Raw genomic sequence first — 24002 nt, forward strand, 5'->3', positions numbered from 1 at the left:
AAGGTTTTGAGCTCAGATTGATCTAAAAGCAAAGTGAACAATAAAATTAGTCTGCATTTCGGTATAGAATGCGCATTTCGTGATAGTAAAAGGGTTGATCTATGTTGTTGGAAAAAATGTTGCAATCGCAGGGTTTTGGTTCGCGTAAACATTGCCAGCAGCTGATTAAAAATGGTGCTGTAATCATTCAGGATGAGGTCATCACCAACCCGAAGCATAAACTGGATTTAAATGGACTTCATTTTTCCGTCTATGGCGAAACTTTTGAATATCGGGAGAAAGTTTATATCGCCTTAAACAAGCCGCAAGGTTATGAGTGTTCACATCAGGCCACTCATCATTTTAGTGTGTTTGATTTATTTGATGATGTGTTGATGAACCGGGGCCTACAATGTGTTGGCCGTCTGGATCAGGACACCAGCGGGCTATTATTGTTGACAGATGACGGACAGTTTCTGCAAGCGCTAACGCATCCTAAAAAACATGTGGCCAAAGTCTATCGCATGCACACAGCTGATCCTGTGACAGCAGAGCAAATTCAGCAGTTAGAGCAGGGTGTGGAATTGCGTAATGAATCAGGTATTTTTGCAGCCACAGATATCGTATTGCTATCAGAAAATGAATTACAGTTTGCTATTCATCAGGGTGTCTATCATCAGGTGAAGCGAATGCTGGCTGCAGTGGGCAATAAAGTTGAACGATTGCATCGTCAGCAAATTGGGGCTTTGACGCTGGACAATTTACAGCAGGGGCAATGGATTTATCTTAACGCAGCAGAAGTAGAATTAGCTAAGACTCGAATGACGCTTTAATCGTTATCTGAGGAAGCAATGATAGGTTTGGAATTCGGTATCTTTGACAAAGCCCATTTGCTCATAAAGCTGATGGGAGTGATAATTATTTTTTTGTGTCTGTAAGCTAATGCGTTGCGCATTTTCATGACGTGCAAATAAAATCGCGGTATCTATGAGCTGTTTGGCAGAACCCTGGCGACGATAAGCTGGGGTGACGTACACGTCATCCAGAATATAATAGATAGAACAGGCCACTGAAGAAAAACCTAAATACAGCAAAATAAAACCGGTGAAAACATCATCTTTCACATGAATAAAAATAACGCTTTCCTGATTTTCAAAACGTTGTTTTAAGAATTGATAAGATAAATCCAGATTAGAAGAAGCACCATAAAATTGGCGATATTCATCAAATAAAACGGCAAGGGGATGTAAATCTTCTAAAGTTGCGCGTCTTACGATCATACGATACTCCATGCCTTTTTATTGTCTTTGCATGAAGCATACCTAAGTTTATTTAAGATTTTTTCAAAATTTTGTTTGTAAATGCAACACTGTTAAGTTTTGTCACTTTCGCCCAAAATGGCATTCAGCTCTTCAAACAAGTCCAAATGATCATCGTCTAGAGCAAATTCCTGATCAAAATTCATGGCTTGATCTACTGGCAAATTCAAATCTGTTTGCTGTTGTTTTAATTTACGGATTTTATTCAGTTGGTCAAGGTTAATATTTTGATTTTCAATAGAAAATGGAATAGATTTTGTTAAAACAACTTGTTTGAAAAACAGTCGAACTGCTTGTGCTGGGGTAATGCCCAATTGTTTAAACACTGCAAAAGCATGTTTCTTTTCTTGGGAATCAAGTCGTATTTGATAAACTTCGGTTTTTCTCATGATTTTTTAAATACGTCTAATTACTTAACTTTTCAGCATTTATTTTAATCAAATTGAGTGTAATTTCAATATTCATACACTCTATTTACCAAAATATTTTGTAATGACAAGCATATTACAATGTCAGGTCGAAATGAGATGAAAATCTCATCGGGTGTCTGCTAACCGGATCAGTAAATGCAATATGCTTGGCTAATAGTTGTAGTGGTGCAGAAAAATCATCTTCCCTTTTATGTTGTACCACGGGGTAAAAGGGATCATTTTTAATGGCAATGCCCAGACTGTTTAAATGCACTCGCAGTTGATGCTGCTTGCCGGTGGTTGGTCTCAGCTCATATTTTGCCCATACGGCATCATGTTCAAGTAAATCAATTTCTGTTTCACTATTTACCTCTCCATCAACCACTTGCATGGTATAGAACGGATGTCCTTTTTCCATTCGACAACGTGTATAGCAAGGAAATGTTAAATCGGCATGAAATGGCGCAATAGCGTGATAGGTTTTTTTGACCTCACGTTTGGCAAACATCTCCTGATAAACTGCCCGTGTACAAACCTGTTTAGAAAATAGAACCACGCCAGCAGTTTCGCGGTCGAGTCGATGAATTGGTGTTAAACTTTCATTTCCGGTCTGTTTTTTTAATCGCACCAGCAGTGTTTCTTGCACATATTGACCGGTCGGGCTGATGGTTAAAAAATGTGGTTTGTCGATGACCAGCAAATGTTCATTTTCAAACAAAACTTCATGTTCAAAAGGAACCGGTATTTCATGGGCCAAAAATCGGTAATAGAACACATGACTATTTTCAATATAGGCCGCATCAGCCGTTAAGACATTGCCCGATGCATCATAAATTAAACCATCCGCAAAACGTTGTTGCCATTCAGCAGCTTCAATATGCGGAAATTGCTGACACAGATATTGATAGACACTGTTCGATGTAGGCGCGGTTTTGGGCAAAAAAACTTTACTTGCGCTTACGCCATCAATCATGGGCGGAATAAATTCAGTGCTGGTCATGTGCTTTGTCGTCGATCAATCTGTTGTGCATGGAAATCAATGCGATTTAAAATGAAATGTAGTAAAAGTTACACATTTAGAAGGGTGAGCATGGGCAATAAAGCGGTGCGATGCTATCATAATTGTTCTTTGGAATCATGTCGTGAGTAATATGCAGTATTCATTTAATTTGGCTTTAAACAATGAAGAGGATACCCAAAATTTAGCACAGGTTTTGGCGCAGCATTTTACTACAGGTGTAATGTATCTAATTGGCGATTTAGGGGCAGGTAAAACCACACTAACACGCTATTTTTTGCAAAGTTTAGGTCATCAAGGGGCGGTTAAAAGCCCGACTTATACTTTGGTTGAACCGTATAATATTCAAGGTAAAGATATCTTTCATTTTGATTTATACCGCTTAAATGACCCTTATGAACTTGAACTGATGGGTATCCGTGATTATCTGGAAACCCCGAATGCACTATTTTTGTTTGAATGGCCTTCCAAAGGTGGTGATGAAATTCCCCAGCCTGACCTGATTATCAACATTGAAAAGTCTGAAGATGAGCTGACGCGTACAGCAAGTTTAAGTTTCTCGTCAGCCGCATTAAACCAAGCATTAGAGAGTCATTTTAACAATGCGTGATGATTTAAGCGAACGTCGTATTCATACCCTGAATCCTGCACTGGCGAACCAGATTGCCGCAGGTGAAGTGATTGAACGTCCAGCATCAGTAGTCAAAGAATTATTAGAAAATTCAATTGATGCAGGTGCGACTGAACTTATTATTCGTGTTGAACAGGGTGGCAGTACCCTAATTGAAATCATTGACAATGGTCATGGGGTTCATCCTGATGATTTAGCGTTGGCCGTCATGCGGCACGCCACCAGTAAAATCCAGACGGCAGATGATTTACACGCCATTGTTAGCTTGGGTTTTCGTGGTGAAGCCTTGGCCTCGATTGCTGCGGTTTCACGTTTAACTTTATGCAGCAGTCAAAACGATGAAGGGGTTGGCTATCAGGTTGAAGTCAACGGAACCGCTTTTGATCATCAGGAAATTCAAGCGGTTGCAGCGCAAAAAGGCACTCATATTCGGGTGCAGGATTTATTCTTTAATGTGCCGGCACGTCGCAAGTTCTTAAAAAAACAGGGCACTGAATTTGGTCATATTGAAGAAGTCGTTCGCCGTCTGGCCTTAACCCATTTTGATATCCGTTTCGTTTTAGAACATAACGATAATATTCGCTTGAATTTGCCGGTTGCTGATAGTGGTGAACTGCGTTTTCAGCGTGTACAGCAACTGTTGGGTCGACAGTTTACTGAAAATGCGTACTGGATCGATGCCGACAGTATCAACATGCGCTTGTCGGGATGGTTAGGGCACCCTTCAGATGCACGCGCACAAGCCGATTTGCAATATGTCTATGTGAATGGGCGGATTGTAAAGGACAAGACCATCTCTCATGCCTTGCGTATGGCTTATGATGGTATTCTGCACGGTCATCAGCATCCGGCTTATTTGCTGTTTTTAGAGGTCGATCCTGAAAATATTGATGTCAATGTACATCCGACCAAACACGAAATCCGTTTTTTAAATCAGCGTGAAGTACACGAGTTTGTACGTCATTTTGCCAAAGAAAAGCTATCTCAATTTCAAACGGCTACCGCTGAACTGGCTTCGGCAATGAAAACAGATGAGGCGGCAGACCAGATTGTACCTGCCCAGTCGCAACCTCGTTATCAGGAACAATTTCAACTGCATAAAGCGGTAGATGCATATACGCCACAACCGGAAGCACAAATTTCCACAGATTTACTCAGTGATTTTAATGCCAGCAGTCCGCAAACGGTGCACTATGCTTCATCGCCGTCGCAAAGTCGCTATAACGGTTCACAGCAGCTCAATAATGCCTTGCAAAGCTATCTGGCGCCATTGCGTGACTCAACCTTAGCGGGTTCAGATACAGAGATAAATCAACTTGAACAAAGTACAGTTACTCACGTCGATGAACATCCACTCGGTATTGCGATTGCGCAACTGCATGGCATTTATATTCTGGCGCAAAACACTGAAGGCCTGATTATTGTCGATATGCATGCCGCGCATGAACGCATTGTGTTGCAGCAAATGAAAGCTGCATGGGACAAGCCTGAGTTCTGGACATCACAGCAACTACTGATTCCTAAAGTAATTAGTATTAGCCGTATGCAGGCCATGCGGGTGGATGAGCTGAAAGACCAGTTGGCGCGTTTAGGACTTGAAATTGACCAGTATGGCGATGAACAGGTGATTGTGCGAGGTGTACCCGCCATTTTGCACAAGGCAGATTTTGCAGCTTTGGTGCCTGAATTGCTGAATGATTTAGATCCGAGTGATGAAGCGCGGGGATTGCTGCAAAAGCGTGACCAGATTTTAGCAGGCATGGCTTGTCATGGTGCTGTACGTGCGCATCGAATTCTTAGCCTTTCGGAAATGAATGCCTTGCTGCGCCAAATGGAACAGACAGAATTTGCCAGTCAGTGTAATCATGGCCGCCCAACCTGGCGTGCATTTCCACTTTCACAATTAGATAAACTTTTTGCTCGAGGAGAGTAGTTGTACATGTCAAATCAATTGCCGGTCATCAATTTAATGGGACCAACTGCAAGTGGTAAAACCGCTTTGGCATGTGAACTTTATGAGCAAGGCCATTTTGAGCTGATCTCTGTCGATTCCGCGCTGGTTTATCAAGATATGGACATTGGTACCGCTAAACCGACCAAAGACGAACAGGCGCGCTATCCGCATCATCTGATCGACATTATCACACCTCTGGAAGTGTATTCGGCAGCGCAGTTTGTAGAAGATGCCTGTGTGCTGATTGATGATATTCATGCACGTGGTAAAACCCCTATTCTGGTAGGTGGTACCATGCTGTATTTCAAGGCTTTATTGGAAGGATTGTCGAGTAATTTACCGAGTGCAGACTATGCGGTACGTGCTGAAATTGAAGCGAAAGCCGAGCAACAGGGTTGGCAGGCCGTTTATGAAGAATTATGTGCGGTAGATCCCTTAGCAGGGCAGAAATTTAAAGTCAGCGATAAACAACGTATTATCCGTGCCTTAGAAGTATTTAAGCTGACTGGACAGCCAATTACAAAACTACAAGCTGAACAACCAAAAAATGTACCATACCGTTACACATTTCATAATCATGCTTTATTGCCTGATCGTGTAGAATTACATAAGCGTATCGAATTGCGTCTAAAAACTATGTGGGATATCGGATTTTTACATGAAGTAGAAGGGCTGATTGAAAAATACGATTTAAATGATAATTTACCGTCCATGCGCTCAGTTGGCTATCGACAAGCTCTAGAATTTATACAAAAAAGTGACCAAAGTGTCGAAAAACAACGAGAAATGGAGGATAAGTCTTTATTTGCAACACGACAACTGGCAAAACGTCAATATACTTGGTTAAGATCTTTGCAAGAATCGCATAAATTTAAAACATATTTGACGGTCAAGCAGGCCCAAGAAGACTTGCGAAAGTGTTACGGATAAAGCAAAATTTAGTAACTATCTTTTTTATAATTTTTATTGAGAAATAAAGATAGTTTTTTTGCGCTGATTTTAATTTTTTTGGAGTTATAACATGTCTAAAGGTCAAACTTTACAAGATCCGTTCTTAAATTCTCTCCGTAAGGAACGTATTCCTGTTTCTATCTTCCTTGTGAATGGTATTAAATTACAAGGTCATATTGAATCATTTGACCAATATGTTGTTTTATTAAAAAACACTGTAAGCCAAATGGTTTACAAACACGCAATTTCTACAGTTGTTCCTGCACGTAACCCACGTCCTGCTGGTGCTCCGGCTGGTGCTCAAGGCGCTGGTGGCTTTGGTGGTCAACCTCAAGGTGGCTTCGGTGGTCAAGGTGGCTTCGGCGGTCAAGGCGGCTTCGGCGGTCAAGGCGGCTTCGGTGGTCAAGGTGGCTTCGGTAGCCAAGGTGGTTTCGGCGGTCAAGCTGGTGGCTTCGGTGGTCAAGCTGGTGGTTTCGGTGGTCAAGGTGGCTTCGGTGCTCAAGGTGGCTTCGGTGGTCAATCAAACCCAGGCTTTGAAGGCGAAACAAAATTTGAAGATTCTCAAGATGACGAAAATAATCGTTAATTGTTGATTCTTAAAAGTCTCTCTTAATGAGAGGCTTTTTTTATTTTATAAAAAGTAAATTAATAACATGAGCTTTCTTAGAGCTAATAAAAAACCAGTTGCTTAAACAACTGGTTTTTTTTGGCTCAAATCATTTGAGGATTATTTGTTTTTTTTACGGTCCAGACTAGGGTCTTTGATTTCAACAAAAGCATTGCTGCGAATTTCACGTAACCAGCTATCAAGTTCAGCGTCAAACTGGCGTTCACCTAGAATCTGACGAGCCATACGTTGCTGATATTCACGTGTCATATCTTGCTGGCGTGTATCAGTCACTTGAAGAATATGCCAGCCAAATTGAGTCTGGAAAGGCGCACTGATTTGACCTGTAGGGGTATTCTTCATTTGTGCCTCGAACTCAGGCACCATGACACCCGGACTCACCCAGCCTAAACTGCCGCCATCACGAGCAGAACCGGGATCATTGGAAAAAGTTGAGGCCAATACGGCAAAATCTTCACCCGCTTTTAAGCGGCTGTAGATGCTGTCGATTTGTTGTTTGGCATTTTCCGGACTAACAACTTCAGAAGGTTGAATCAGAATGTGACGTACCTGATATTGCGAGACAATCGCTTTTTGGTCACCACCTTTGCGTTCAATCAATTTTAAAACATGAATGCCATCACGAACCGGAATCAAGTCTGTAGTCTGACCTGCTTGCAGTGTGCTTACCCGGGCAGCCAGTTCAGCAGGAATATCAGACAGGCTTCTAAAGCCCATATCTGCGCTTTCTACCTTTACAGCCTTGGTGGTAAATTTTTGGTCAATTGCTTTAACATCATTACTGCTATTCAGTTCAGCTTTGACCAGTTTTGCTGTTTTTTCTAAGGCTGCTTGATCATTACCCGATACACGAACATGAATAACATGCGCCTGGCTGCCTAAAGCGGCTTGACCTTGCGGAGTTTTCAGGAAATTTTCCACATCCTGATCACTAATTTTAATGCGGGACATCACAATTTGTTGACGCAAGCGATTAATCGCTAAATCTTCTGCAATGCGGTTACGCAAGGATTCATAGGTTCCTGGTGCAATAGCATCTAGCTTTTGCTGAAATGCTTCTAAACTCTTGCTGCCAGATTGGCCGGCGACCTTGAGCACAGCTTCATTCAGTTCTTTTTCATTGGGTTTGATGTTGTAGCGTTTAACTTGTTCAAGCTGCGCCTGACGGATAATTAGCTGGTCAAGGGCCTGTTGCTGTAAGTACTGTTCGGGTGGAACTGGTTTTTTTTGTGCTTCCAGCTGATGTTTGAGTTCGGCAATACTTTGTTCTAAATCACTTTTTAAAATGACACTGTTATCAACCAAGGCCACCACTTCGTCTGAGGGTTGCGCAAATGTAGTCATTGATGAAGATAGGACTAAAGCAAGAGCAGTCGCTTTAAAAAAATGTTTTAACTGTTTTGTCTTCATTAACGTTGTGTCCAAGATTGATTAATATTATTGAAACCTAGAATACGGTTTTCTAGTAAAGATGAAAGCTTGTTGTTGAAGCCGCCTAAACCTTTCAGACTAATTTCAGCCATAATGGCACGTTTTGGTGAAACACCTTCATCATTCACATTGTCCAGGTCATTATAGTAAGAACGGCCATAGACCGAAATGCCCCAGCAACATGACTCATAATTTACACCGAGCAAATACTCGCGAGCGACGTTATTGTCCAGATCATACTGAGCATGACCTAAAATACGCCAGTTATTTGCTACAGGCTGAATGAATGAGGCGACAACCTGGTCATACTGGTCTTGACGGTTCGGAATGTCTTTGCGATAGAAATAACCCAGATTATAAAGGTTACCTTCATTCCCAGTGTAATACAGTTGCAGATCGCGCTGCGCATTGTCACCATTTGACATCCAGGCAGAATTTGCGCCAATGGTAAAGTTCTGTGATAGCTGACTCGATACGCTTAAAATAGGACCGGTACGGCGTTCAGTATCAAACTGGTCAGTTTCATTTTCTAGCGTTACCCGGCGGTCTTCAAAAAAGAAGCTTTGACCCACGCTGGTTTTTAAGCGTTCCAGACCAATTTCATCAAATAAACTATAACTTAGACCTAAAGATAAGAAATTATTATCTTCTAAACGGTCATGTCCATAGAAGCGGCGAGAGTTAAATAACTGATCGTAATTGATGGAGGCAGGAGCCGAGTCAAAGTTTGGATGCCCATCCTGATTTTCATAGGGCGCATATGCATAGAAGGCGCGAGGAGTAAGTGTTTGTAGATACTTGCCTTCTTTTTCAAAGATTAAACCTGTATCTAAAGTGAATTCAGGAATGGTAACGGATTGATTTTCACTTGAAGAATTGGTCTGACTTTGTTGATTAATCACTTGTTGAGTAGCTTTGTCATAGAAAGTATTTACATTACGTAGTGATACTTCCGGAATGACAAATGACCACGGATTGCGATAATTATAACGTACCGAAAAATCATTATAAATTCGGGTGCCGCTTGGTTCGTAAGAGGTATTGTTCGTTAAATTGGCAACATTAATATCTTTTTTGAAATAAGCCGTATCATGGTCAAATTCGAACTGTAAGCCTTGCGGGTCACCAGCGGTATAGTTGAGTAAAAATTGTGGCAAACGTGCGTAAGGACGATCCTGATCGGAAACGGATTTGTCGACAGTCTGGAAATCTTCTACTTTTAACTGGGCTCTAAGACCGGGAATGCCGTTGCCGTAATTAAGTTCCCAGGCACGGCGCAAGTTTAGCGTGGTTTTAGAATTTGGGTTGTTATTTAAATCGGAAAAATAGTCTTTATCTGAAACGTAGTTGTATTCAAGATTGGTTGAAAACTGATTGTTAATTTGCCAGTTATGTAAAAATTGTAAAGCTTTACGGTCTTGGTCGTTATATTCGCCATCTGAAGCTAAATAACCGCCCCAAAACATACCAGAGCCGAAATTTTCCGTTAAATAGCGGAATTCGCCTTCAAGCATTGCACCGCGGCTGGCTATATACCGTGGCGTGACGGTCGCATCGTAATTAGGTGCCAGGTTTAAATAAACAGGGACAGCAAGCTCTAAACCACCATCATTCGAAAAGCCGAAACTTGGGGTTAAAATACCTGTGGTACGGCGGTCATCAATCGGGAAGTTGAAATAAGGCACGGCAAGGACTGGAACTTCTTTGACATAGAGTTTGGTGCCGCGTGTTTCACCGCGTCCGCTTTCCTTGTTTAAGGTAATTTTATCTGCCTGAATTTTCCAGCCTGGCTTTTCATCGGGTGGACAGGTGGTGTAGGTGGCATTGTTCATCACCACAATATTTTCAGCAGTACGTGCTATTTTTTCTGCACGGCCATGCGCATGCTGCTCTTCAGAAATATAGAAGCTGTTATTTAAATCGCCTTGCTGGGTCTTTAAGTTGTAATTGATCTGGTCACTTTGTGACAGCAAGCCCGCTTGTGCCATTTGCACACGACCTTGTGCATTGGCATAGGTCTGAGTTTGGTCGATGGTAATTTTATCAGCGCGAATTTGTCGACCTTGTTGGTCAATCAATACATTGCCTTCAAGAACTGAATCACCACTCGGATCATAATGACCATAATCCGCAGTTACTGTAGAGGTGGCATTTTCTGGATCTACAGCTTTAGTCTCTGGGCTAATCGGGGTAATCCAGGCACCTTGACAGTAAGCAGAGCTTAAATACTGTCCTTGGCGTTGTTGAGCTTCCGGTGCTGATTTATCAACATAGTATTGTTCAAAAAATTGTTGTCCAGGATACGACTCCTGGATACTGTCTTTCATTTTTTGGTTGTCGACAGTCGAAGCTGGAATTGTGGATTCAGCATAGCTTGAGATCGAGCTGCCACATAAAAGGGTCAAAATAGCAGTCGCTAAAGGATTAAATTTAAACTGATGCTTCATTTGTATCATTAACCAAGTATGCTTAATCGCAATTAATTATCCTCGCATCATAGAGAAAAAGTTGATAAGTGGCTACACTTAGCACTTTAAAAACTCAGCCTGTATTAGAATTTATCGCAAATGAATACACAACGTGAACAATTGATACAAACATGGATTACATCTGTACTTGGTTCAGATCAATTTGAGACTCATTTTTTGGCAGGCGATGCAAGCTTCCGTCGTTATGCACGAATCAAATTGAATAATAAAACATTTATGCTTATGGATGCACCACCAGAAAAAGAAGATTGTGGGCCTTTTGTGACGATCGATGAATTTTTTGATAAGAATGGTGTGCGGGTACCGCATATTGTTGCCAAAGACCTGGAACTCGGCTTCCTGTTGTTGGAAGATTTTGGCGATGTTCTACTCTCGACATTGCTAAATGAGCAAACGGTAGACAGTTATTATGAGCAAAGTTTCAAACAGCTGATTCAATTACAAGCGATTGATGGAACAAATCATTTTCCGAATTATTCCTATGAAAAGCTGATTTCTGAAATGGAGCTGCTGACTGGCTGGATGCTGCCTTCGCTGCACATTCAACCGACAGCAGAGGAAAGTGCCTTAATCAAGCGCAGTTTTGCCATTTTAGCCAACGCTGCACTGGCACAGCCGCAAGTCATTGTGCATCGTGATTTTCATAGTCGTAACCTGATGAAAATTGAAGGTGAAACTGATCTGGGCGTGATTGATTTTCAGGATGCTGTGATTGGCGCCGATACCTATGACCTGATTTCAATTACCCGTGATGCCTATGTGCAGTGGAATGCAGATCGCGTTTATACATGGTTTAAAACCTTCTATGACCTGTTGCCTGAATCTGCAAAGCAGGATCGCGATTTTGAACAGTTTAAAAAAGATGCCGACATGATGGCGATTCAGCGTCATATTAAAATTTTGGGCATTTTTGTGCGTCTGTTTGAGCGTGATGGCAAATCAGGTTATCTCAAGGATTTACCACGTGTGATGTGGTATTTACTAGAAGAAAGCAAGCCTTATGCAGAACTACAACCGTTTATGCAGTTTATTCAGGCTAAAGTCATGCCGAAATTTGAAGCCAAATACGGACGTTATGAGGTTGCTGCATAAATGAAAGCCATGATTCTTGCTGCGGGACTCGGTAACCGCATGCGTCCACTGACTCTGCATACGCCAAAACCCTTGCTGGAAGTGGGTGGAAAACCACTGATTGTCTGGCATATTGAAAAATTGCAAAAGATTGGTGTTACTGAGATTGTGATCAATACGGCCTGGTTAGGTGAAAAGCTGGCCCAGGCTTTGGGTGATGGTTCAGCGTTTGGCGTCAAAATCTTGTGGTCACATGAAGGTGAAGGGTTGGAAACTGCAGGTGGTATTATTAATGCCTTACCGCTTTTAGGGGAGCAGCCATTTATTCTGGTGAATGGTGATGTCTGGACCACCATGGATTTTGCCCCTTTATTAAAGGTGAAATTACAGGATGAACTTGCTCATCTGGTTCTGGTGGATAACCCAGCGCAGCATCCGGAGGGTGACTTTATTCTGGCGAATGGTCGAGCTTATACCTTTGATCAAGCGCAGCAAGGTGAAGCTCTCACTTATAGTGGAGTTGCAGTGATGCATCCTCAAATGTTTAAAGGCTTGGAAAACGGCAAACGACCACTGGCACCTTTATTAAAACAAGCGATGCTTGAGCAGCAAATTTCTGCTTCTAAAATGCAGGGCGTTTGGGTGGATGTTGGCACTCCTGAGCGATTAAATGTACTGGATCAACAAATTAAGCAAGGCTTGTACAACTAAGTGAATATTCACTAAGCACAAGCTACTGTGACTTATTGTATAAATCGGTATACTTCCATTAACTTTTCGAGACATTTTTGAATATGCACCAGTTTTTCAAAGAACTTAAGCAAGGTAGTCAAGCTTTGGGTTTGGAGCTAAGCGATGAAGCTTTAAATTTATTACTCCAATACCAGGATGCTTTGGTGCTGTGGAATAAAGCATATAACTTAACCGCCATTCGTGATCCAAAAGAAATGCTGGTGAAGCATTTGCTGGATAGCTTGAGTATTTTGAAAGATTTACCTCAAGGCCGTTTGCTGGACATCGGGACAGGCGGAGGTATGCCGGGCATGATCATTGCATTATGTCAGCCTGAGCGTCAGTGTGTATTGCTGGATTCCAATGGCAAAAAGATTCGCTTCCTGAAACAGTTTATTGCCGATCTAAAATTACCAAATGCGATTGCTGTTCAAACGCGTGTTGAAAATGAAGAAAGCATTCAGGAATTGGGTCAGTTCGATGTCATTACCAGTCGTGCATTTGCCTCTTTAACCGATTTTGTTGCCGCTTCTAAACCTTTTATGCATGAGCACAGTATTATTGCTTCAATGAAAGGATTAATTCCAGCGGATGAAATTGAGACTTTAAAAAATGAATTCAGTTGTGAGATTATTGAACTTAAAGTTCCGCGTTTAGACGAACAACGTCACTTGCTTTTATTGAAACATATTTAAATTTTTGAAGGATTGGGGTCACCATGGCACAAATTATTGCGATTGCGAACCAAAAAGGTGGCGTAGGTAAAACCACAACCGCAGTAAATTTGGCAGCATCGTTAGCTGTTTTGAAAAAGCGCGTTTTACTTGTGGATATGGATTCACAAGGCAACGCCACGATGGGGTCTGGTATCCAGAAAAACGATCTTCTGTATTCGGTCACTGATGTGTTATTGGGTGAGGTTCCCATTGAAACCGCAATTACCAAAGCAGAAGTGGGTTATAAGGTTCTCGGGGCGAACCGCGATTTGGCCGGTGTAGAACTTGCGATTGCCGAACAGGACGGTCGCGAATATATTTTACGTGAAGCATTGCAAGAAATAGAATCTTCTTATGATTATATTATTGTGGATTGTGCACCCAGCTTGAGTCTGATTACGGTGAATGCTCTGGCGGCGGTACACGGTGTACTTATTCCAATGCAATGTGAATACTATGCGCTGGAAGGTCTGGCTGATTTAACTCAAACGATTGACCGTATTCAGCAGGCGCTAAACCCAGATCTGCAAATTGTGGGTGTGCTGCGCACCATGTACGATGCGCGTAATGCTTTAACCCGTGATGTGTCGGAAGAGCTGGAACAGTATTTTGGTAAAAAACTCTACGATACGGTGATTCCGCGTAACGTGCGTTTGGCTGAAGCACCTGCACATGGTTTGCCGATTATTTATTTTGAGAAAAGCTCGAAAGGCGCAGTTGCTTACCTGAATCTGGCGGCTGAAATGTTAAAGAAAAGCAAAGTGAAAAAAGGAAGTAACGCATGACCACAAAAAAACGCGGACTAGCTAAGGGTCGTGGTCTGGATGCCTTGCTTGGGTCGATCCAGAAAGAAAAATTACAAATGGAAGCTCAAGCTTTAGATCATGGTCAGCTGAAACAGATTGATGTTCATTTATTAAAACGCGGTGAATATCAACCGCGCCGTTTTATTCATGAACACGATCTTCAAGAACTTGCCGCGTCGATTGAAAAGCATGGGGTGATGCAGCCGATTGTGATTCGTCCGATCGATGATGAGAAATTTCCCTATGAAATTATTGCTGGTGAGCGTCGCTGGCGTGCAGCTCAACTGGCGGGTTTAACTGAAGTTCCTGCAATTGTTCGTGACTTGAATGATCAGGTGGCGATTGCGCTGGCTTTAATTGAAAACATACAGCGTCAGGATTTAAACCCGATTGATCAGGCTATGGCATTACAGCGTTTTCATGAAGAATTTGGTTTAAGTCATCAGGAAATTGCAGATACTGTCGGTAAGGCTCGCACCACAGTCAGCAATTTATTGCGTTTGTTGACACTGGCTGAATCGGTAAAAGACTTCATGCAGCAAGGTTTGCTGGATATGGGGCATGCACGTGCAATTCTGACCTTAAAAGCCAAAGATCAGCTTAAAGTTGCAGAGCATGTGATTGAAAAAAGTTTATCTGTACGTCAAACCGAACAGCTGGTGCGCGATTTAAATACGCCAAAACAAGAAAAACCAAAAGCTGAAGTTGCGCCAGATATTCAGCAATTGACGCAGCGTTTGGCAGAGCGTTTTAGTGCAGATGTAAAAATTGATCATAATAAACAAGGCAAGGGAAAACTCGTTATTCAATATCATTCCCTTGACGAATTAGACGGTATATTAAATATTTGTTTCGCAGAATAATTTTTTGTTTTTATTGGGGAAAACAGATGTGGGAATTAGTCAAAGCGGGTGGGTGGCTTATGCTGCCCCTGGTGTTGTGTTCAATTTTTACCGTAGCAATAACGATTGAACGCTTTATTCGGTTAAAAAGAACCATGATTTTGCCTAAGGCATTGCTGCTAAATCCAGTACAAAATACCGATGTGGTGATCCAGAAGTTACAGCAGAATCAAGCATTGCAAAGCAGTACTTTGGGACGCATTTTTATGGCGGGTTACCAAAGTAAAAATCAAAATGAGCAATTTGCCCGTGCGCAAATGGAAGCGACTGCATCACAAGAAATTGGCTATCTGGAAAAAAATATCAACTTCTTGGGAACCTTAAGTGCAGTTGCACCACTTTTGGGTTTGTTGGGTACGGTTCTAGGAATTATTGAATCTTTCCTGGTGATTGATTTAGGCACCAATAGCAATCCTACTTTAATGATTCCCGGTATTTCAAAAGCGTTGATCACAACAGCAGCAGGGATGTTTATTGCCATTCCGGCACTGTTTGCCTATCGCTACTTTCAGCGTCTGGTGCAAGAGTATATTGCAGAGCTTGAACAGCAATCGACCTTATTCCATGCAGCACTTTTCTATCAAAATTCTACTGCCGAAGAACAAGAAGTTAGAAAAGCAGGTTAAGGTGGTGGAAAATGAAATTCAAACGCACACAAGTTGAAGATATCCATATTAATTTAACACCCATGATTGACTGTTTATTGTTTATCTTGGTTTTTTTGCTGTTATCCACCACATTCAACCAGTTTAGCCGCATGAATTTAACCTTGCCGGATGCGCAAGGCGTGCCACCTAAACAATATGATCGTAAAATTGAAGTAGTGGTTGATTCATCTGGGCATTACTCTATTAATGGGCAATCGATTGCGAGCAAGGATCTTGTAGATTTAAGTACCGCAATTAAACAGATTTCCAGTGATCGACGTGATTTAATGTTTGTTATTGCTGCTGATGCTAAAGCAACACATCAGGATGTGATTCGCGTGATGGATGTAGCAGGGCAGTTAGGTTTTGTTAACGTCAATATTAGTACCAAAGTTCCGTCTAGAGGTTATGAGTGAAGCAAGATTTTAAAGTCTACCTGCGTCTTTTAGGGTATCTGAAACCTTTTTGGGGTGTAGCGATATTGGTTTTTATTGGTTTTGCAATCAGTGCGGCAACGGAAGTATCTATTGCAAAATTATTAGAAAAAATCATCACTGCCATCCAGCATAGAGATCAGGGCTTTACTTCTATATTTCCTATTCTGGTTATTTTACTGATGTTTTTCCGTGGATTGGGTTCTTTTATCGGCGGATATTATACGGCAGTCATTTCCCGTAATCTGGTCTTTAATATTCGTCAGGAAGTTTTTGCGAAACTGCTTAAGCTTCCATCGCAATATTATCTGGACAATACCAGTGGTCATATCACTGCCAAAATCATGTATAACGTGGAGCAATTAACAGCAGCTTCATCAGAATCACTGAAAACTATTGTGCAACAAGGTTTGATTACCCTTGGATTGTTCGGCTACTTGTTATATAGCAATTGGCGACTGACTCTGATTATTCTGATTTTTGCTCCGCTGATGGGCTTTCTGGTTCGTCAAGCATCAAAACGTATGCGTAAATTATCTTTGCAAGTTCAGGATACCATGGGAGATGTTAATCATGTGGTGCAAGAAACGGTAAATGGCAATTTAGTGGTCAAGGGTTTTGGTGGGCAAGAGTATGAGCAAACCCGTTTCAAAGATCACTCGCTTGAAAACTTAAAACGTGGTTTGAAAATGGTGGTGGTGCAGCAACTGAATAGCCCTGTTGTACAATTCATTATGTCGATTGCAATGGGTATCATTATCTGGATTGCGTTACGACCAGAAATTTTACGTGATACCAGTGCAGGTGAGTTTGTTGCATACATTACAGCCGCGGGTATGTTAAGTAAGCCGATTAAGGCATTAACCGATATCAATGAAAAATTGCAACGTGGTATGGCGGCAGCACATTCAGTTTTTGAATTGCTCGATTTACCTGAAGAGCAAAATACAGGAACTTTAACTCCAGTACTTAAAGGTAATATTCAATTCCAAGATGTGAATCTAATTTATTCCGATGGTCATCAAGCAATTCATGATTTTAACTTGAATGTCAAGGCTGGCGAAACAATTGCATTGGTGGGTCGTTCCGGGGCAGGCAAAACATCTTTAGTGAATCTGTTGGTGCGTTTTCAGGAAGCGAGTTCAGGTCATATGTATTTGGATCAGCACAATATTCGAGATCTGGATATGAATACTTTGCGAACTCAGATTGCCATGGTGAATCAGCAAGTGGTGCTATTTAATCGTACTGTGCGCGAAAATATCGCCTATGGGCAGCTTGAAAGTGCGACTGATGCAGACATCATTGCAGCAGCGAAAGCAGCTTATGCACATGATTTTATTATGGCTTTGCCACAAGGTTACGATACTCCATTAGGTGCACAAGGGTTAAATCTTTCGGGCGGACAGCGCCAGCGTATTGCCATTGCACGTGCCATTTTGAAAAATGCACCGATCCTGATTCTGGACGAAGCGACCAGTGCGCTGGATAATGAATCAGAATATTTTATCCAGAAAGCATTTGATGCAGCTATGCAAGACCGAACCACCATTGTCATTGCGCATCGTTTATCTACCATTGAAAATGCGGATCGTATTGTGGTGATGGATCACGGTAGTATTGTCGAGCAAGGTACGCATGCAGAGTTGATTGCCAAACATGGTGCTTACTATCAATTACATCAGCGTAATTTCGAGGAACATTGATCTATGTCATTCGCACAATTGATTCAGGATGCTTGGAATAAACAGGCCAAGTGGTTGATTGTGCTTAGACCTTTGTCATGGATTTATCGTGGTGGTTTTTTACTGAATAAAAAACTCTACCAATTGGGCCTAAAAACCAGTTATCAATCTCCAGTTCCGGTGATGGTGATTGGTAATATTACGGTCGGTGGCAGTGGTAAAACACCGCTGCTGATTCAGTTGGTCAATTATCTACAAAGTCAAAATGTTCGTGTCGGCGTGATTAGTCGCGGCTATGGGGGGAAAGGACCTTTTCCTGCTTATGTTGATTTGGAGTCGATGCCGGAGACTGTGGGGGATGAACCCTGCCTGATTGTTCAGTCTACGGGTGTGCCCATGGTGGTGGGTTCCAACCGTCAGCGTAGTATTGAATATTTGTTGTCTAAGCATGAGCTAGATTTAATTATCAGTGATGATGGTTTGCAGCACTGGGCCTTAGAACGCCAGATTGAGTGGATTGTGCTGGATCAGAATCGTGGTTTAGGTAATCAAAAGTTATTGCCTGAAGGATATTTACGCGAACCGCCGAGCCGCTTAACCACAGCTACTGTCATTGAGCATGCCAGTCAGCCAAACTCTGCACTGCATATGCATTTAGAAGTTGCTGCGCCTTATTTGCTCAATGCAATGGATGAAAGATCTTTTAATCCGACGGATAATTTTTATGCCGTGGTCGGTATTGGTTTTCCACAGCGTTTTTATAGCACTTTAGACTCTATGGGTATTCATCAATTTCAGTGCCATGAATTTCCTGATCATTATGATTATGAAATTACGGATCTACAGTTTGAAGATAATAATCCCATCATTACCACAGAAAAAGATGCGGTAAAATTGCTGCCCTTATTAAAGCAAAATGCAGATTTTAAACGGGAAATCTGGGTGGTTCCTGTTGAAGCGGTACTTTCACCACAATGCTATGATGTTTTGCATCAACAGTTACAGCAACTTTGTATTCAAATTTCTTAAGGTTCATTGTTTATGAAACATATTGTTATTCCAGCACGTTTTGCCAGTTCACGTTTGCCGGGCAAACCGCTATTGGAAATTCATGGCCGTCCGATGATTTTGCGTGTAGTAGATCAGGCAAAAAAAGTGGCTGGGTTTGATGATCTATGTGTTGCAACCGATGATGAGCGTATTGCAGAAGTTTGCCGTGCAGAAGGTGTGGATGTTGTCATTACAAGTGCAGATCATCCTTCTGGCACAGACCGTTTAAGTGAAGTTGCCCGCATTAAAGGTTGGGCGAGTGAAGACATTATCGTCAATGTACAAGGGGATGAACCCTTGCTTCCAGCTCAATTGGTGCAGCAGGTGGCGCAATTACTGGAATCCCATCCACAATCCTCCATGTCGACCTTATGTGAGCCGATTCATAGTCTGGAAGAGTTTCAGCGCGACAGTATTGTAAAAGTGGTGATGTCCAAATATAACCAGGCGCTGTACTTTAGCCGTGCCACCATTCCTTATGACCGTGATGGTGCCAAGCAAGCGGTTCAGCAATTGTATGAGCAGGCATATCGCCATTTAGGTTTGTACGCTTACCGTGTGAATTTGCTGCAAGAATATGTATCTTGGGATATGGGCGTATTGGAAAAACTAGAAAGTTTGGAGCAATTACGGGTGCTGGAAAATGGTCATCGTATTGCAATTGCTATTGCAGAAGCGAACTTGCCGCCGGGTGTAGATACGCAGGCAGATCTGGATCGTCTGAATCAAATGGACGTTTCTTGCTTCGAATAAGGTGAATTCTCCAATGCAAAATAATGTTGTTGCACAAGTTTACCCATGGCAGCAAACGGTTTGGGATACCTTGACCGGCCGCTTTCCCAAACTCGGTCATGGCCTGCTTTTTTATGGTAAAAAAGGCTGTGGTAAGGAAGCTTTTGCACAATATTTTTTGGCCTGGGTGTTATGCAACAATCGTCATGAAAAAAATGCACCCTGTGGTGAATGCGGCAGTTGTTTGTGGTTAAAGTCTGATACCCATCCCAATTATGTCTATATCAGCACGGATGAAGACAACAAAAAGCAAAATGCCAAAATCAAGGTTGAAAAAATTCGTGATTTATTGCCTTTTGTTCAGCAAACGGTAGATGGCTGGCGTGTCATCGTGATTGAGCCGGCTGAAGCCTTAAATATTGCTTCAGCCAATGCATTACTGAAAACCCTCGAAGAACCCGGTGATCGTGTGGTGATTATTTTATTGGCCGATCATTATCTAAAACTTCCTGCGACTATTCGCAGTCGTTTGCAACATTTTGCTTTGGATCGGATATCTGAAGCTCAAGCAGGTGAGTACTTATCTCAACAGTTACCTGACCTGGATCAAACACAAAAACAGTTATTAATGAGCCTGTCTAACCAGATGCCTTTACAAGCCATGCAATTGGCGGAAGCTGAATGGTTGAGTAAACGCCAGGAATTTTTATCTGACTGGCAAAAACTGGTCACGCAAAAAAATATGCCCATGAGCATTGCGACGAAGTGGAATAAAGCCCTGAGTTTTAGTGATTTTACGCAAATGTTTGAATACTTGTTGTCAGATTTAATTTGTGTCAAGCTCAATCAGCGAGTTAAAAACTCGGATTTGGACTTGAGCGGATTATCAGAACAATATACTTTGGAATTTCTATTTACGGTTTATTCTGATTTGCAGCAAACTAAACAATATATTGAGCAAAACGTACAAAGCAATTTAGTGCTTGATCAATTGTGTATAAAACTAATGAACGTTTAAAAAATTTTAAGGGGGAATAAAAATGCAACCACGTATGGGCGGTATTATTCATGCCAATATCCCGGATAAAGAAACTTTGTATGCCAGTTATATGCCGTATGTCGTCGGTGGTGGATTATTTATTCCGACCAAGCAGCCGGTGAAGCTGGGTGAAGAAGTATTTGTACTGGCAACATTACCGGAACAATCACAAAAAATTCCTTTAACCGGTAAGGTGGTGTGGATCTCTCAAAAGCAAAATGGCGTCAAATTGCAAGGCTTTGGTATGCAATTGACCGGAGAAAAAGGGGTTTATTACAAATCAGAGGCTGAAAAGATACTTGCCGGTATTAAGTCTGAGGGCCGAACTAGTTACACTATGTAGGTGTTTTAATAATTTAGGATATCACCGTGTTTGTAGATACTCACTGCCATTTAACCATGCTGGATTTAACCCCTTACGATGGTAATCTGGATCTGGCATTAGCTCAGGCGCGTGAAGCTGGGGTATCCAAATTCATGACCATCTCAGTTGATCTGGACGATCATATCGAGCTTGCGAAAATTGCAGCACGTCATACTGATGTCGGATACAGTGTCGGTGTTCATCCCTGTGAAGATCCTGTGACCATGGCACGTGCCACTACGGATTATTTAATTGAGCTGGCACAGCCTGAAAAAGTGTGGGCAATTGGAGAAACCGGTCTGGATTATTTTCACAGTACCGATTTTATTGCTGAGCAGAAACAATGTTTTGCACGGCATATCCATGCCTCTCAGGCAGTAAAAAAGCCGGTGGTGGTACATACCCGCGCAGCCAAGCAGGATACGGTAGATATCATTCGGGCTGAAAAATCGACGCATGGTATTTTGCACTGTTTTACTGAAGATTGGGAAACCGCTAAAGCTGTGCTGGATTGTGGTTATTATGTGTCATTTTCCGGAATCGTTTCGTTTAAAAATGCCCAGGATTTACGTGATGTGGTAAAACAGGTGCCACTGGACCGGGTGTTGATTGAAACTGACAGTCCTTATCTGGCTCCAGTTCCGTATAGAGGAAAGTCTAATGAACCAAAATACGTTCCCTATGTAGCCAAAGCCTTAAGTGATGTATATGATAAGTCCGTTGAGGAAATCGCTTTCATTACAATGCAGAACTTTGAAAACCTCCTCAATTTAAAGTAAATAATTTAAATTGATATAAGCGCAGAAGAGAATTACAGAGTGAAGATGGACCGTCAGGCTCAGTTTCGAGCAAGAGAAGCGTTAATTTTTCAGGTTGCAGAGCAGCTGCTGTTAGAAAATGGCGAATCAGGGATGACACTAGATGCGTTGGCAGCAGAACTCGATCTGGCGAAGGGAACTCTATATAAACATTTCCAAAGTAAGGATGAGCTTTACATGTTGCTCATTATTCGTAATGAGAACATGTTACTCGAGATGATCAAAGATGCCCAGAAAGCCTTCCCGGAGCATCTGGCATTCTTTATGCTGCACCATCTACATCATCCTGAGCGCACAGTACTGTTCCACCAAATTGAAGAACGTCTTTCTACCACCGGTATAGGAATCAATCTTTTATTTAGCGAACTGTATCAGGTCAGAAAACAGCGTTTGCGCATTATTATCCGTATGACTGAAAGCTATCTGGAAAGTATTCAAAGTGGCATGTCTACACGAGATTATCTGGCATCGATCTGGGCCTTGACGCATGGTGCGGCAGCTATTCTGAATTCCAGTTTTTACCAGCGCTATTTGGGTTCACGTGACACATTACGCGTGGCTTATATCGATCAGGCCTTGGCCATGCCAAAACAGGTCGGTTCTGCGGAACAGTTTGCTTAAAGGTATGCCATGAAGCCAATCCGATCATTTTCAATTCGTGGTTTTACCTTGATCGAGTTGATGGTGGTCATCGTGATTATGGCAATCATGGCATCTTTAATCCTGACCAATATTAACGGGGTAGACCAGCGTAAAGCCATGCAGGCACGGGAAGTGTTTATTATGGATTTACACAGGATTAACCGTGAAGCCAATGATCAGGCACGGATTTTTGCCCTGAATGTGCAAGCGGCCACGGATGTATCGCCGTTTCATTATGGGGTGATGGAGTATTTAGTGCCATCCCTGCAAAATAAACAAAATTCCACTCTGACTGAAAATAAAAAATGGCAGGAGTATTCAGAGTTTTCTGAGCGTGCTTTACCTGAGCAGGTTTCATTCAGTATTACTGCGCTCGATCATCGCCAGGAAAATGCCAATAATGACGATTTGCTGAATTCGAATGCCCCTAAATTGGTATGGCTGGGTAATGGTGAAGCCAAACCTGTACGTATTCAATTTTATTTCGAGCAGCGCCCAATTGGTGAAGAAATCGAGATTGATCATTTGGGTAAAATCAATGCAAGCTAAATACTCAAAGCATCACTGCAATTCAGATACAACCTTCGGGTTTTCTTACGCGACAATGCCGCTCAGGTCGAGAATTACTCGACTTAATTATGTGCACGCCAAACATAATTCGTCATCTTGCGCTCGGACGAAACGGTGTTTCGTTTATCCTCGCTCAGGTTTTACGCTATTGGAAGTCATGGTGGCTTTAGCTATTTTTGCGACCGCAGCTATCGCATTCACCAAAGTGGCAATGCAATATACCCAAGCCACCTCGAACGCAATTTTAAGAACCAAAGCACAATTTGTGGCATTGAATGAAGTTGCTGTAATGGAAATTAATCAGGAGTGGTTGCAAGGGACTCAATCCAAACAGGTCACACAGCAGGGTGAAACCTGGCAAATTGATAAATCTGCACAATCCACCATTAGCCCGAATGTACAGCGTGTTGAAGTGCAAATCAGTTTGTTTAATGTGGAAACTGGTAAGGTTGAATCAGGAGTGACGCATTTGGTTTTCTTCAACCCGAAGGCCAAAGCATGAAAAAGCAGACTAAGAAAAATAAAAAAGGTTTCACTTTGGTTGAACTTTTGGTCGCGATTGCCATATTTGCGGTACTGTCTGCATTGGGCTGGAAAGTATTTGATTACTTAATCAAAGTGAAAGATCGTAATACTCAACATGAAGTGAATTTAGGACAATTACAAGAAGCCTATCAGCAAATTCTGCGTGATACCGTACAGGCTGTGCCGCTCAATGCGAATATCAATGGGGATATTCAGCCCGCTTTGGTGCTACAAAATGGTCGTTTTAATTTTAGTAAAACCGGTGTGACTGATCCCTTGAATCAGGGCATTTCTCCAGATGAGAGAGTGGAATACCAATATCGTGCCGATGAAAAGAAACTCTACCGATTAAAGTATCGCAATTTAAATAGTACAGGGCGAGATCAGCCTGAATCCAGTGTACTGTTAAATGATGTTGACCAGTTTGAAATTGTGGGATTAAATCCGAATGAAATCAAC

The 24002-nt window shown here is 42.0% G+C and carries 27 protein-coding genes; 22 read left to right on the forward strand and 5 right to left on the reverse strand.

Annotated features, from left to right (window positions below; all coding sequences use genetic code 11):
* The first annotated feature begins 101 nt into the window (after window positions 1–101).
* Window positions 102–812 (forward strand): pseudouridine synthase, encoded by a 711-nt coding sequence (locus B4C48_RS11980; RefSeq protein ID WP_291356795.1) that lies wholly within the window; start codon window positions 102–104, stop codon window positions 810–812.
* 3 nt (window positions 813–815) lie between these two features.
* On the opposite strand, the gene B4C48_RS11985 is transcribed toward B4C48_RS11980, so the two are convergent.
* From B4C48_RS11985 to B4C48_RS11995, 3 genes are all read right to left on the reverse strand, one after another.
* Entirely contained in the window at window positions 816–1259 is a 444-nt protein-coding gene (locus B4C48_RS11985; RefSeq protein ID WP_291356797.1) for a GNAT family N-acetyltransferase, read from the reverse strand.
* A gap of 92 nt (window positions 1260–1351) precedes the next feature.
* Window positions 1352–1687 (reverse strand): type II toxin-antitoxin system RelB/DinJ family antitoxin, encoded by a 336-nt coding sequence (locus tag B4C48_RS11990; protein ID WP_291356798.1) that lies wholly within the window; start codon window positions 1685–1687, stop codon window positions 1352–1354.
* Between the two features lie 115 nt (window positions 1688–1802).
* A complete protein-coding gene (locus tag B4C48_RS11995) occupies window positions 1803–2708 on the reverse strand; it encodes a pseudouridine synthase (RefSeq protein ID WP_291356800.1) in 906 nt (301 codons plus the stop codon).
* Window positions 2709–2859: 151 nt separating this feature from the next.
* On the opposite strand from B4C48_RS11995, the gene tsaE reads away from it, so the two are divergent.
* The 4 genes from tsaE to hfq all read left to right on the forward strand — a co-directional run bounded on the left by tsaE (window position 2860) and on the right by hfq (window position 6848).
* A complete protein-coding gene (tsaE, locus tag B4C48_RS12000) occupies window positions 2860–3336 on the forward strand; it encodes a tRNA (adenosine(37)-N6)-threonylcarbamoyltransferase complex ATPase subunit type 1 TsaE (RefSeq protein ID WP_291356942.1) in 477 nt (158 codons plus the stop codon).
* Window positions 3329–5290, forward strand: coding sequence for a DNA mismatch repair endonuclease MutL (gene mutL, locus B4C48_RS12005; RefSeq protein ID WP_291356802.1), 1962 nt, complete (start codon window positions 3329–3331; stop codon window positions 5288–5290). Before tsaE ends, mutL begins: the two co-directional genes overlap by 8 nt.
* Before the next feature lie 6 nt (window positions 5291–5296).
* Entirely contained in the window at window positions 5297–6241 is a 945-nt protein-coding gene (gene miaA / locus B4C48_RS12010) for a tRNA (adenosine(37)-N6)-dimethylallyltransferase MiaA (protein WP_291356804.1), read from the forward strand.
* A 91-nt stretch (window positions 6242–6332) separates the two neighbouring features.
* Window positions 6333–6848, forward strand: a complete 516-nt coding sequence (gene hfq / locus B4C48_RS12015; RefSeq protein WP_291356806.1) for an RNA chaperone Hfq — start codon at window positions 6333–6335, stop codon at window positions 6846–6848.
* A gap of 141 nt (window positions 6849–6989) precedes the next feature.
* Here hfq and B4C48_RS12020 read toward each other — a convergent pair whose 3' ends face one another.
* Both B4C48_RS12020 and B4C48_RS12025 read right to left on the reverse strand, forming a co-directional pair.
* Complete coding sequence (locus tag B4C48_RS12020; protein ID WP_291356808.1) at window positions 6990–8300, reverse strand: peptidylprolyl isomerase; 1311 nt, start codon at window positions 8298–8300, stop codon at window positions 6990–6992.
* Window positions 8300–10768 (reverse strand): LPS-assembly protein LptD, encoded by a 2469-nt coding sequence (locus tag B4C48_RS12025; protein WP_291356810.1) that lies wholly within the window; start codon window positions 10766–10768, stop codon window positions 8300–8302. Before B4C48_RS12025 ends, B4C48_RS12020 begins: the two co-directional genes overlap by 1 nt.
* 120 nt (window positions 10769–10888) lie before the next feature.
* On the opposite strand from B4C48_RS12025, the gene B4C48_RS12030 reads away from it, so the two are divergent.
* The 17 genes from B4C48_RS12030 to B4C48_RS12110 all read left to right on the forward strand — a co-directional run.
* Entirely contained in the window at window positions 10889–11902 is a 1014-nt protein-coding gene (locus tag B4C48_RS12030) for an aminoglycoside phosphotransferase family protein (protein WP_291356812.1), read from the forward strand.
* Window positions 11903–12592, forward strand: coding sequence for an N-acetylmuramate alpha-1-phosphate uridylyltransferase MurU (gene murU / locus B4C48_RS12035; protein WP_291356814.1), 690 nt, complete (start codon window positions 11903–11905; stop codon window positions 12590–12592).
* Window positions 12593–12675: 83 nt separating this feature from the next.
* Window positions 12676–13308: a 16S rRNA (guanine(527)-N(7))-methyltransferase RsmG gene (gene rsmG, locus B4C48_RS12040; RefSeq protein ID WP_291356816.1), complete on the forward strand. Its 633-nt coding sequence runs from the start codon at window positions 12676–12678 to the stop codon at window positions 13306–13308.
* A 23-nt stretch (window positions 13309–13331) separates the two neighbouring features.
* The gene (locus B4C48_RS12045; RefSeq protein WP_291356817.1) at window positions 13332–14114 is read left to right on the forward strand and encodes a ParA family protein; all 783 of its coding nucleotides are present in this window, start codon (window positions 13332–13334) and stop codon (window positions 14112–14114) included.
* Window positions 14111–14998 carry a ParB/RepB/Spo0J family partition protein gene (locus tag B4C48_RS12050; RefSeq protein WP_291356819.1) on the forward strand — a complete coding sequence of 296 codons (888 nt, stop codon included), beginning with the start codon at window positions 14111–14113 and terminating at the stop codon, window positions 14996–14998. Before B4C48_RS12045 ends, B4C48_RS12050 begins: the two co-directional genes overlap by 4 nt.
* A gap of 26 nt (window positions 14999–15024) precedes the next feature.
* Window positions 15025–15663: a MotA/TolQ/ExbB proton channel family protein gene (locus B4C48_RS12055; protein WP_291356822.1), complete on the forward strand. Its 639-nt coding sequence runs from the start codon at window positions 15025–15027 to the stop codon at window positions 15661–15663.
* Window positions 15664–15674: 11 nt separating this feature from the next.
* Window positions 15675–16100: an ExbD/TolR family protein gene (locus tag B4C48_RS12060; protein WP_291356824.1), complete on the forward strand. Its 426-nt coding sequence runs from the start codon at window positions 15675–15677 to the stop codon at window positions 16098–16100.
* Window positions 16097–17824, forward strand: a complete 1728-nt coding sequence (gene msbA / locus B4C48_RS12065; RefSeq protein ID WP_291356826.1) for a lipid A export permease/ATP-binding protein MsbA — start codon at window positions 16097–16099, stop codon at window positions 17822–17824. Before B4C48_RS12060 ends, msbA begins: the two co-directional genes overlap by 4 nt.
* A gap of 3 nt (window positions 17825–17827) precedes the next feature.
* The gene (lpxK, locus tag B4C48_RS12070; RefSeq protein WP_291356828.1) at window positions 17828–18832 is read left to right on the forward strand and encodes a tetraacyldisaccharide 4'-kinase; all 1005 of its coding nucleotides are present in this window, start codon (window positions 17828–17830) and stop codon (window positions 18830–18832) included.
* A 12-nt stretch (window positions 18833–18844) separates the two neighbouring features.
* Window positions 18845–19606 (forward strand): 3-deoxy-manno-octulosonate cytidylyltransferase, encoded by a 762-nt coding sequence (gene kdsB / locus B4C48_RS12075; protein WP_291356830.1) that lies wholly within the window; start codon window positions 18845–18847, stop codon window positions 19604–19606.
* A gap of 13 nt (window positions 19607–19619) precedes the next feature.
* The gene (locus tag B4C48_RS12080) at window positions 19620–20603 is read left to right on the forward strand and encodes a DNA polymerase III subunit delta' (RefSeq protein ID WP_291356832.1); all 984 of its coding nucleotides are present in this window, start codon (window positions 19620–19622) and stop codon (window positions 20601–20603) included.
* Between the two features lie 22 nt (window positions 20604–20625).
* Window positions 20626–20967 carry a PilZ domain-containing protein gene (locus B4C48_RS12085; protein WP_291356834.1) on the forward strand — a complete coding sequence of 114 codons (342 nt, stop codon included), beginning with the start codon at window positions 20626–20628 and terminating at the stop codon, window positions 20965–20967.
* A 26-nt stretch (window positions 20968–20993) separates the two neighbouring features.
* Window positions 20994–21767 (forward strand): TatD family hydrolase, encoded by a 774-nt coding sequence (locus B4C48_RS12090; protein WP_291356836.1) that lies wholly within the window; start codon window positions 20994–20996, stop codon window positions 21765–21767.
* 45 nt (window positions 21768–21812) lie between these two features.
* On the forward strand, window positions 21813–22427 hold the full coding sequence (locus B4C48_RS12095; RefSeq protein ID WP_291356945.1) for a TetR/AcrR family transcriptional regulator: 615 nt from the start codon (window positions 21813–21815) through the stop codon (window positions 22425–22427).
* A gap of 9 nt (window positions 22428–22436) precedes the next feature.
* Window positions 22437–22997, forward strand: a complete 561-nt coding sequence (locus B4C48_RS12100) for a prepilin-type N-terminal cleavage/methylation domain-containing protein (protein WP_291356838.1) — start codon at window positions 22437–22439, stop codon at window positions 22995–22997.
* Between the two features lie 91 nt (window positions 22998–23088).
* Complete coding sequence (gspI, locus tag B4C48_RS12105; RefSeq protein WP_414631511.1) at window positions 23089–23520, forward strand: type II secretion system minor pseudopilin GspI; 432 nt, start codon at window positions 23089–23091, stop codon at window positions 23518–23520.
* A partial coding sequence (locus B4C48_RS12110; protein WP_291356842.1) for a PulJ/GspJ family protein occupies window positions 23517–24002 on the forward strand: 486 nt, incomplete at its 3' end. The genes gspI and B4C48_RS12110, both read left to right, overlap by 4 nt.

The organism is Acinetobacter sp. UBA3106, from assembly GCA_002365595.1.
GTDB lineage: Bacteria > Pseudomonadota > Gammaproteobacteria > Pseudomonadales > Moraxellaceae > Acinetobacter.

Bases quoted from the DNA above. Each gene is read 5' to 3' on its own strand.
- hfq (WP_291356806.1), top strand. From the start codon at position 6,333: ATGTCTAAAGGTCAAACTTTACAAGATCCGTTCTTAAATTCTCTCCGT.
- B4C48_RS12030 (WP_291356812.1), top strand. From the start codon at position 10,889: ATGAATACACAACGTGAACAATTGATACAAACATGGATTACATCTGTA.
- murU (WP_291356814.1), top strand. From the start codon at position 11,903: ATGAAAGCCATGATTCTTGCTGCGGGACTCGGTAACCGCATGCGTCCA.
- B4C48_RS11995 (WP_291356800.1), bottom strand. From the start codon at position 2,708: ATGACCAGCACTGAATTTATTCCGCCCATGATTGATGGCGTAAGCGCA.
- B4C48_RS12085 (WP_291356834.1), top strand. From the start codon at position 20,626: ATGCAACCACGTATGGGCGGTATTATTCATGCCAATATCCCGGATAAA.
- B4C48_RS12045 (WP_291356817.1), top strand. From the start codon at position 13,332: ATGGCACAAATTATTGCGATTGCGAACCAAAAAGGTGGCGTAGGTAAA.
- B4C48_RS12100 (WP_291356838.1), top strand. From the start codon at position 22,437: ATGAAGCCAATCCGATCATTTTCAATTCGTGGTTTTACCTTGATCGAG.
- B4C48_RS12020 (WP_291356808.1), bottom strand. From the start codon at position 8,300: ATGAAGACAAAACAGTTAAAACATTTTTTTAAAGCGACTGCTCTTGCT.
- lpxK (WP_291356828.1), top strand. From the start codon at position 17,828: ATGTCATTCGCACAATTGATTCAGGATGCTTGGAATAAACAGGCCAAG.
- B4C48_RS12060 (WP_291356824.1), top strand. From the start codon at position 15,675: ATGAAATTCAAACGCACACAAGTTGAAGATATCCATATTAATTTAACA.
- B4C48_RS12025 (WP_291356810.1), bottom strand. From the start codon at position 10,768: ATGAAGCATCAGTTTAAATTTAATCCTTTAGCGACTGCTATTTTGACC.
- B4C48_RS11990 (WP_291356798.1), bottom strand. From the start codon at position 1,687: ATGAGAAAAACCGAAGTTTATCAAATACGACTTGATTCCCAAGAAAAG.
- miaA (WP_291356804.1), top strand. From the start codon at position 5,297: ATGTCAAATCAATTGCCGGTCATCAATTTAATGGGACCAACTGCAAGT.
- tsaE (WP_291356942.1), top strand. From the start codon at position 2,860: ATGCAGTATTCATTTAATTTGGCTTTAAACAATGAAGAGGATACCCAA.
- B4C48_RS12055 (WP_291356822.1), top strand. From the start codon at position 15,025: ATGTGGGAATTAGTCAAAGCGGGTGGGTGGCTTATGCTGCCCCTGGTG.
- B4C48_RS11980 (WP_291356795.1), top strand. From the start codon at position 102: ATGTTGTTGGAAAAAATGTTGCAATCGCAGGGTTTTGGTTCGCGTAAA.
- mutL (WP_291356802.1), top strand. From the start codon at position 3,329: ATGCGTGATGATTTAAGCGAACGTCGTATTCATACCCTGAATCCTGCA.
- kdsB (WP_291356830.1), top strand. From the start codon at position 18,845: ATGAAACATATTGTTATTCCAGCACGTTTTGCCAGTTCACGTTTGCCG.
- B4C48_RS12050 (WP_291356819.1), top strand. From the start codon at position 14,111: ATGACCACAAAAAAACGCGGACTAGCTAAGGGTCGTGGTCTGGATGCC.
- B4C48_RS12095 (WP_291356945.1), top strand. From the start codon at position 21,813: ATGGACCGTCAGGCTCAGTTTCGAGCAAGAGAAGCGTTAATTTTTCAG.
- rsmG (WP_291356816.1), top strand. From the start codon at position 12,676: ATGCACCAGTTTTTCAAAGAACTTAAGCAAGGTAGTCAAGCTTTGGGT.
- B4C48_RS11985 (WP_291356797.1), bottom strand. From the start codon at position 1,259: ATGATCGTAAGACGCGCAACTTTAGAAGATTTACATCCCCTTGCCGTT.
- B4C48_RS12080 (WP_291356832.1), top strand. From the start codon at position 19,620: ATGCAAAATAATGTTGTTGCACAAGTTTACCCATGGCAGCAAACGGTT.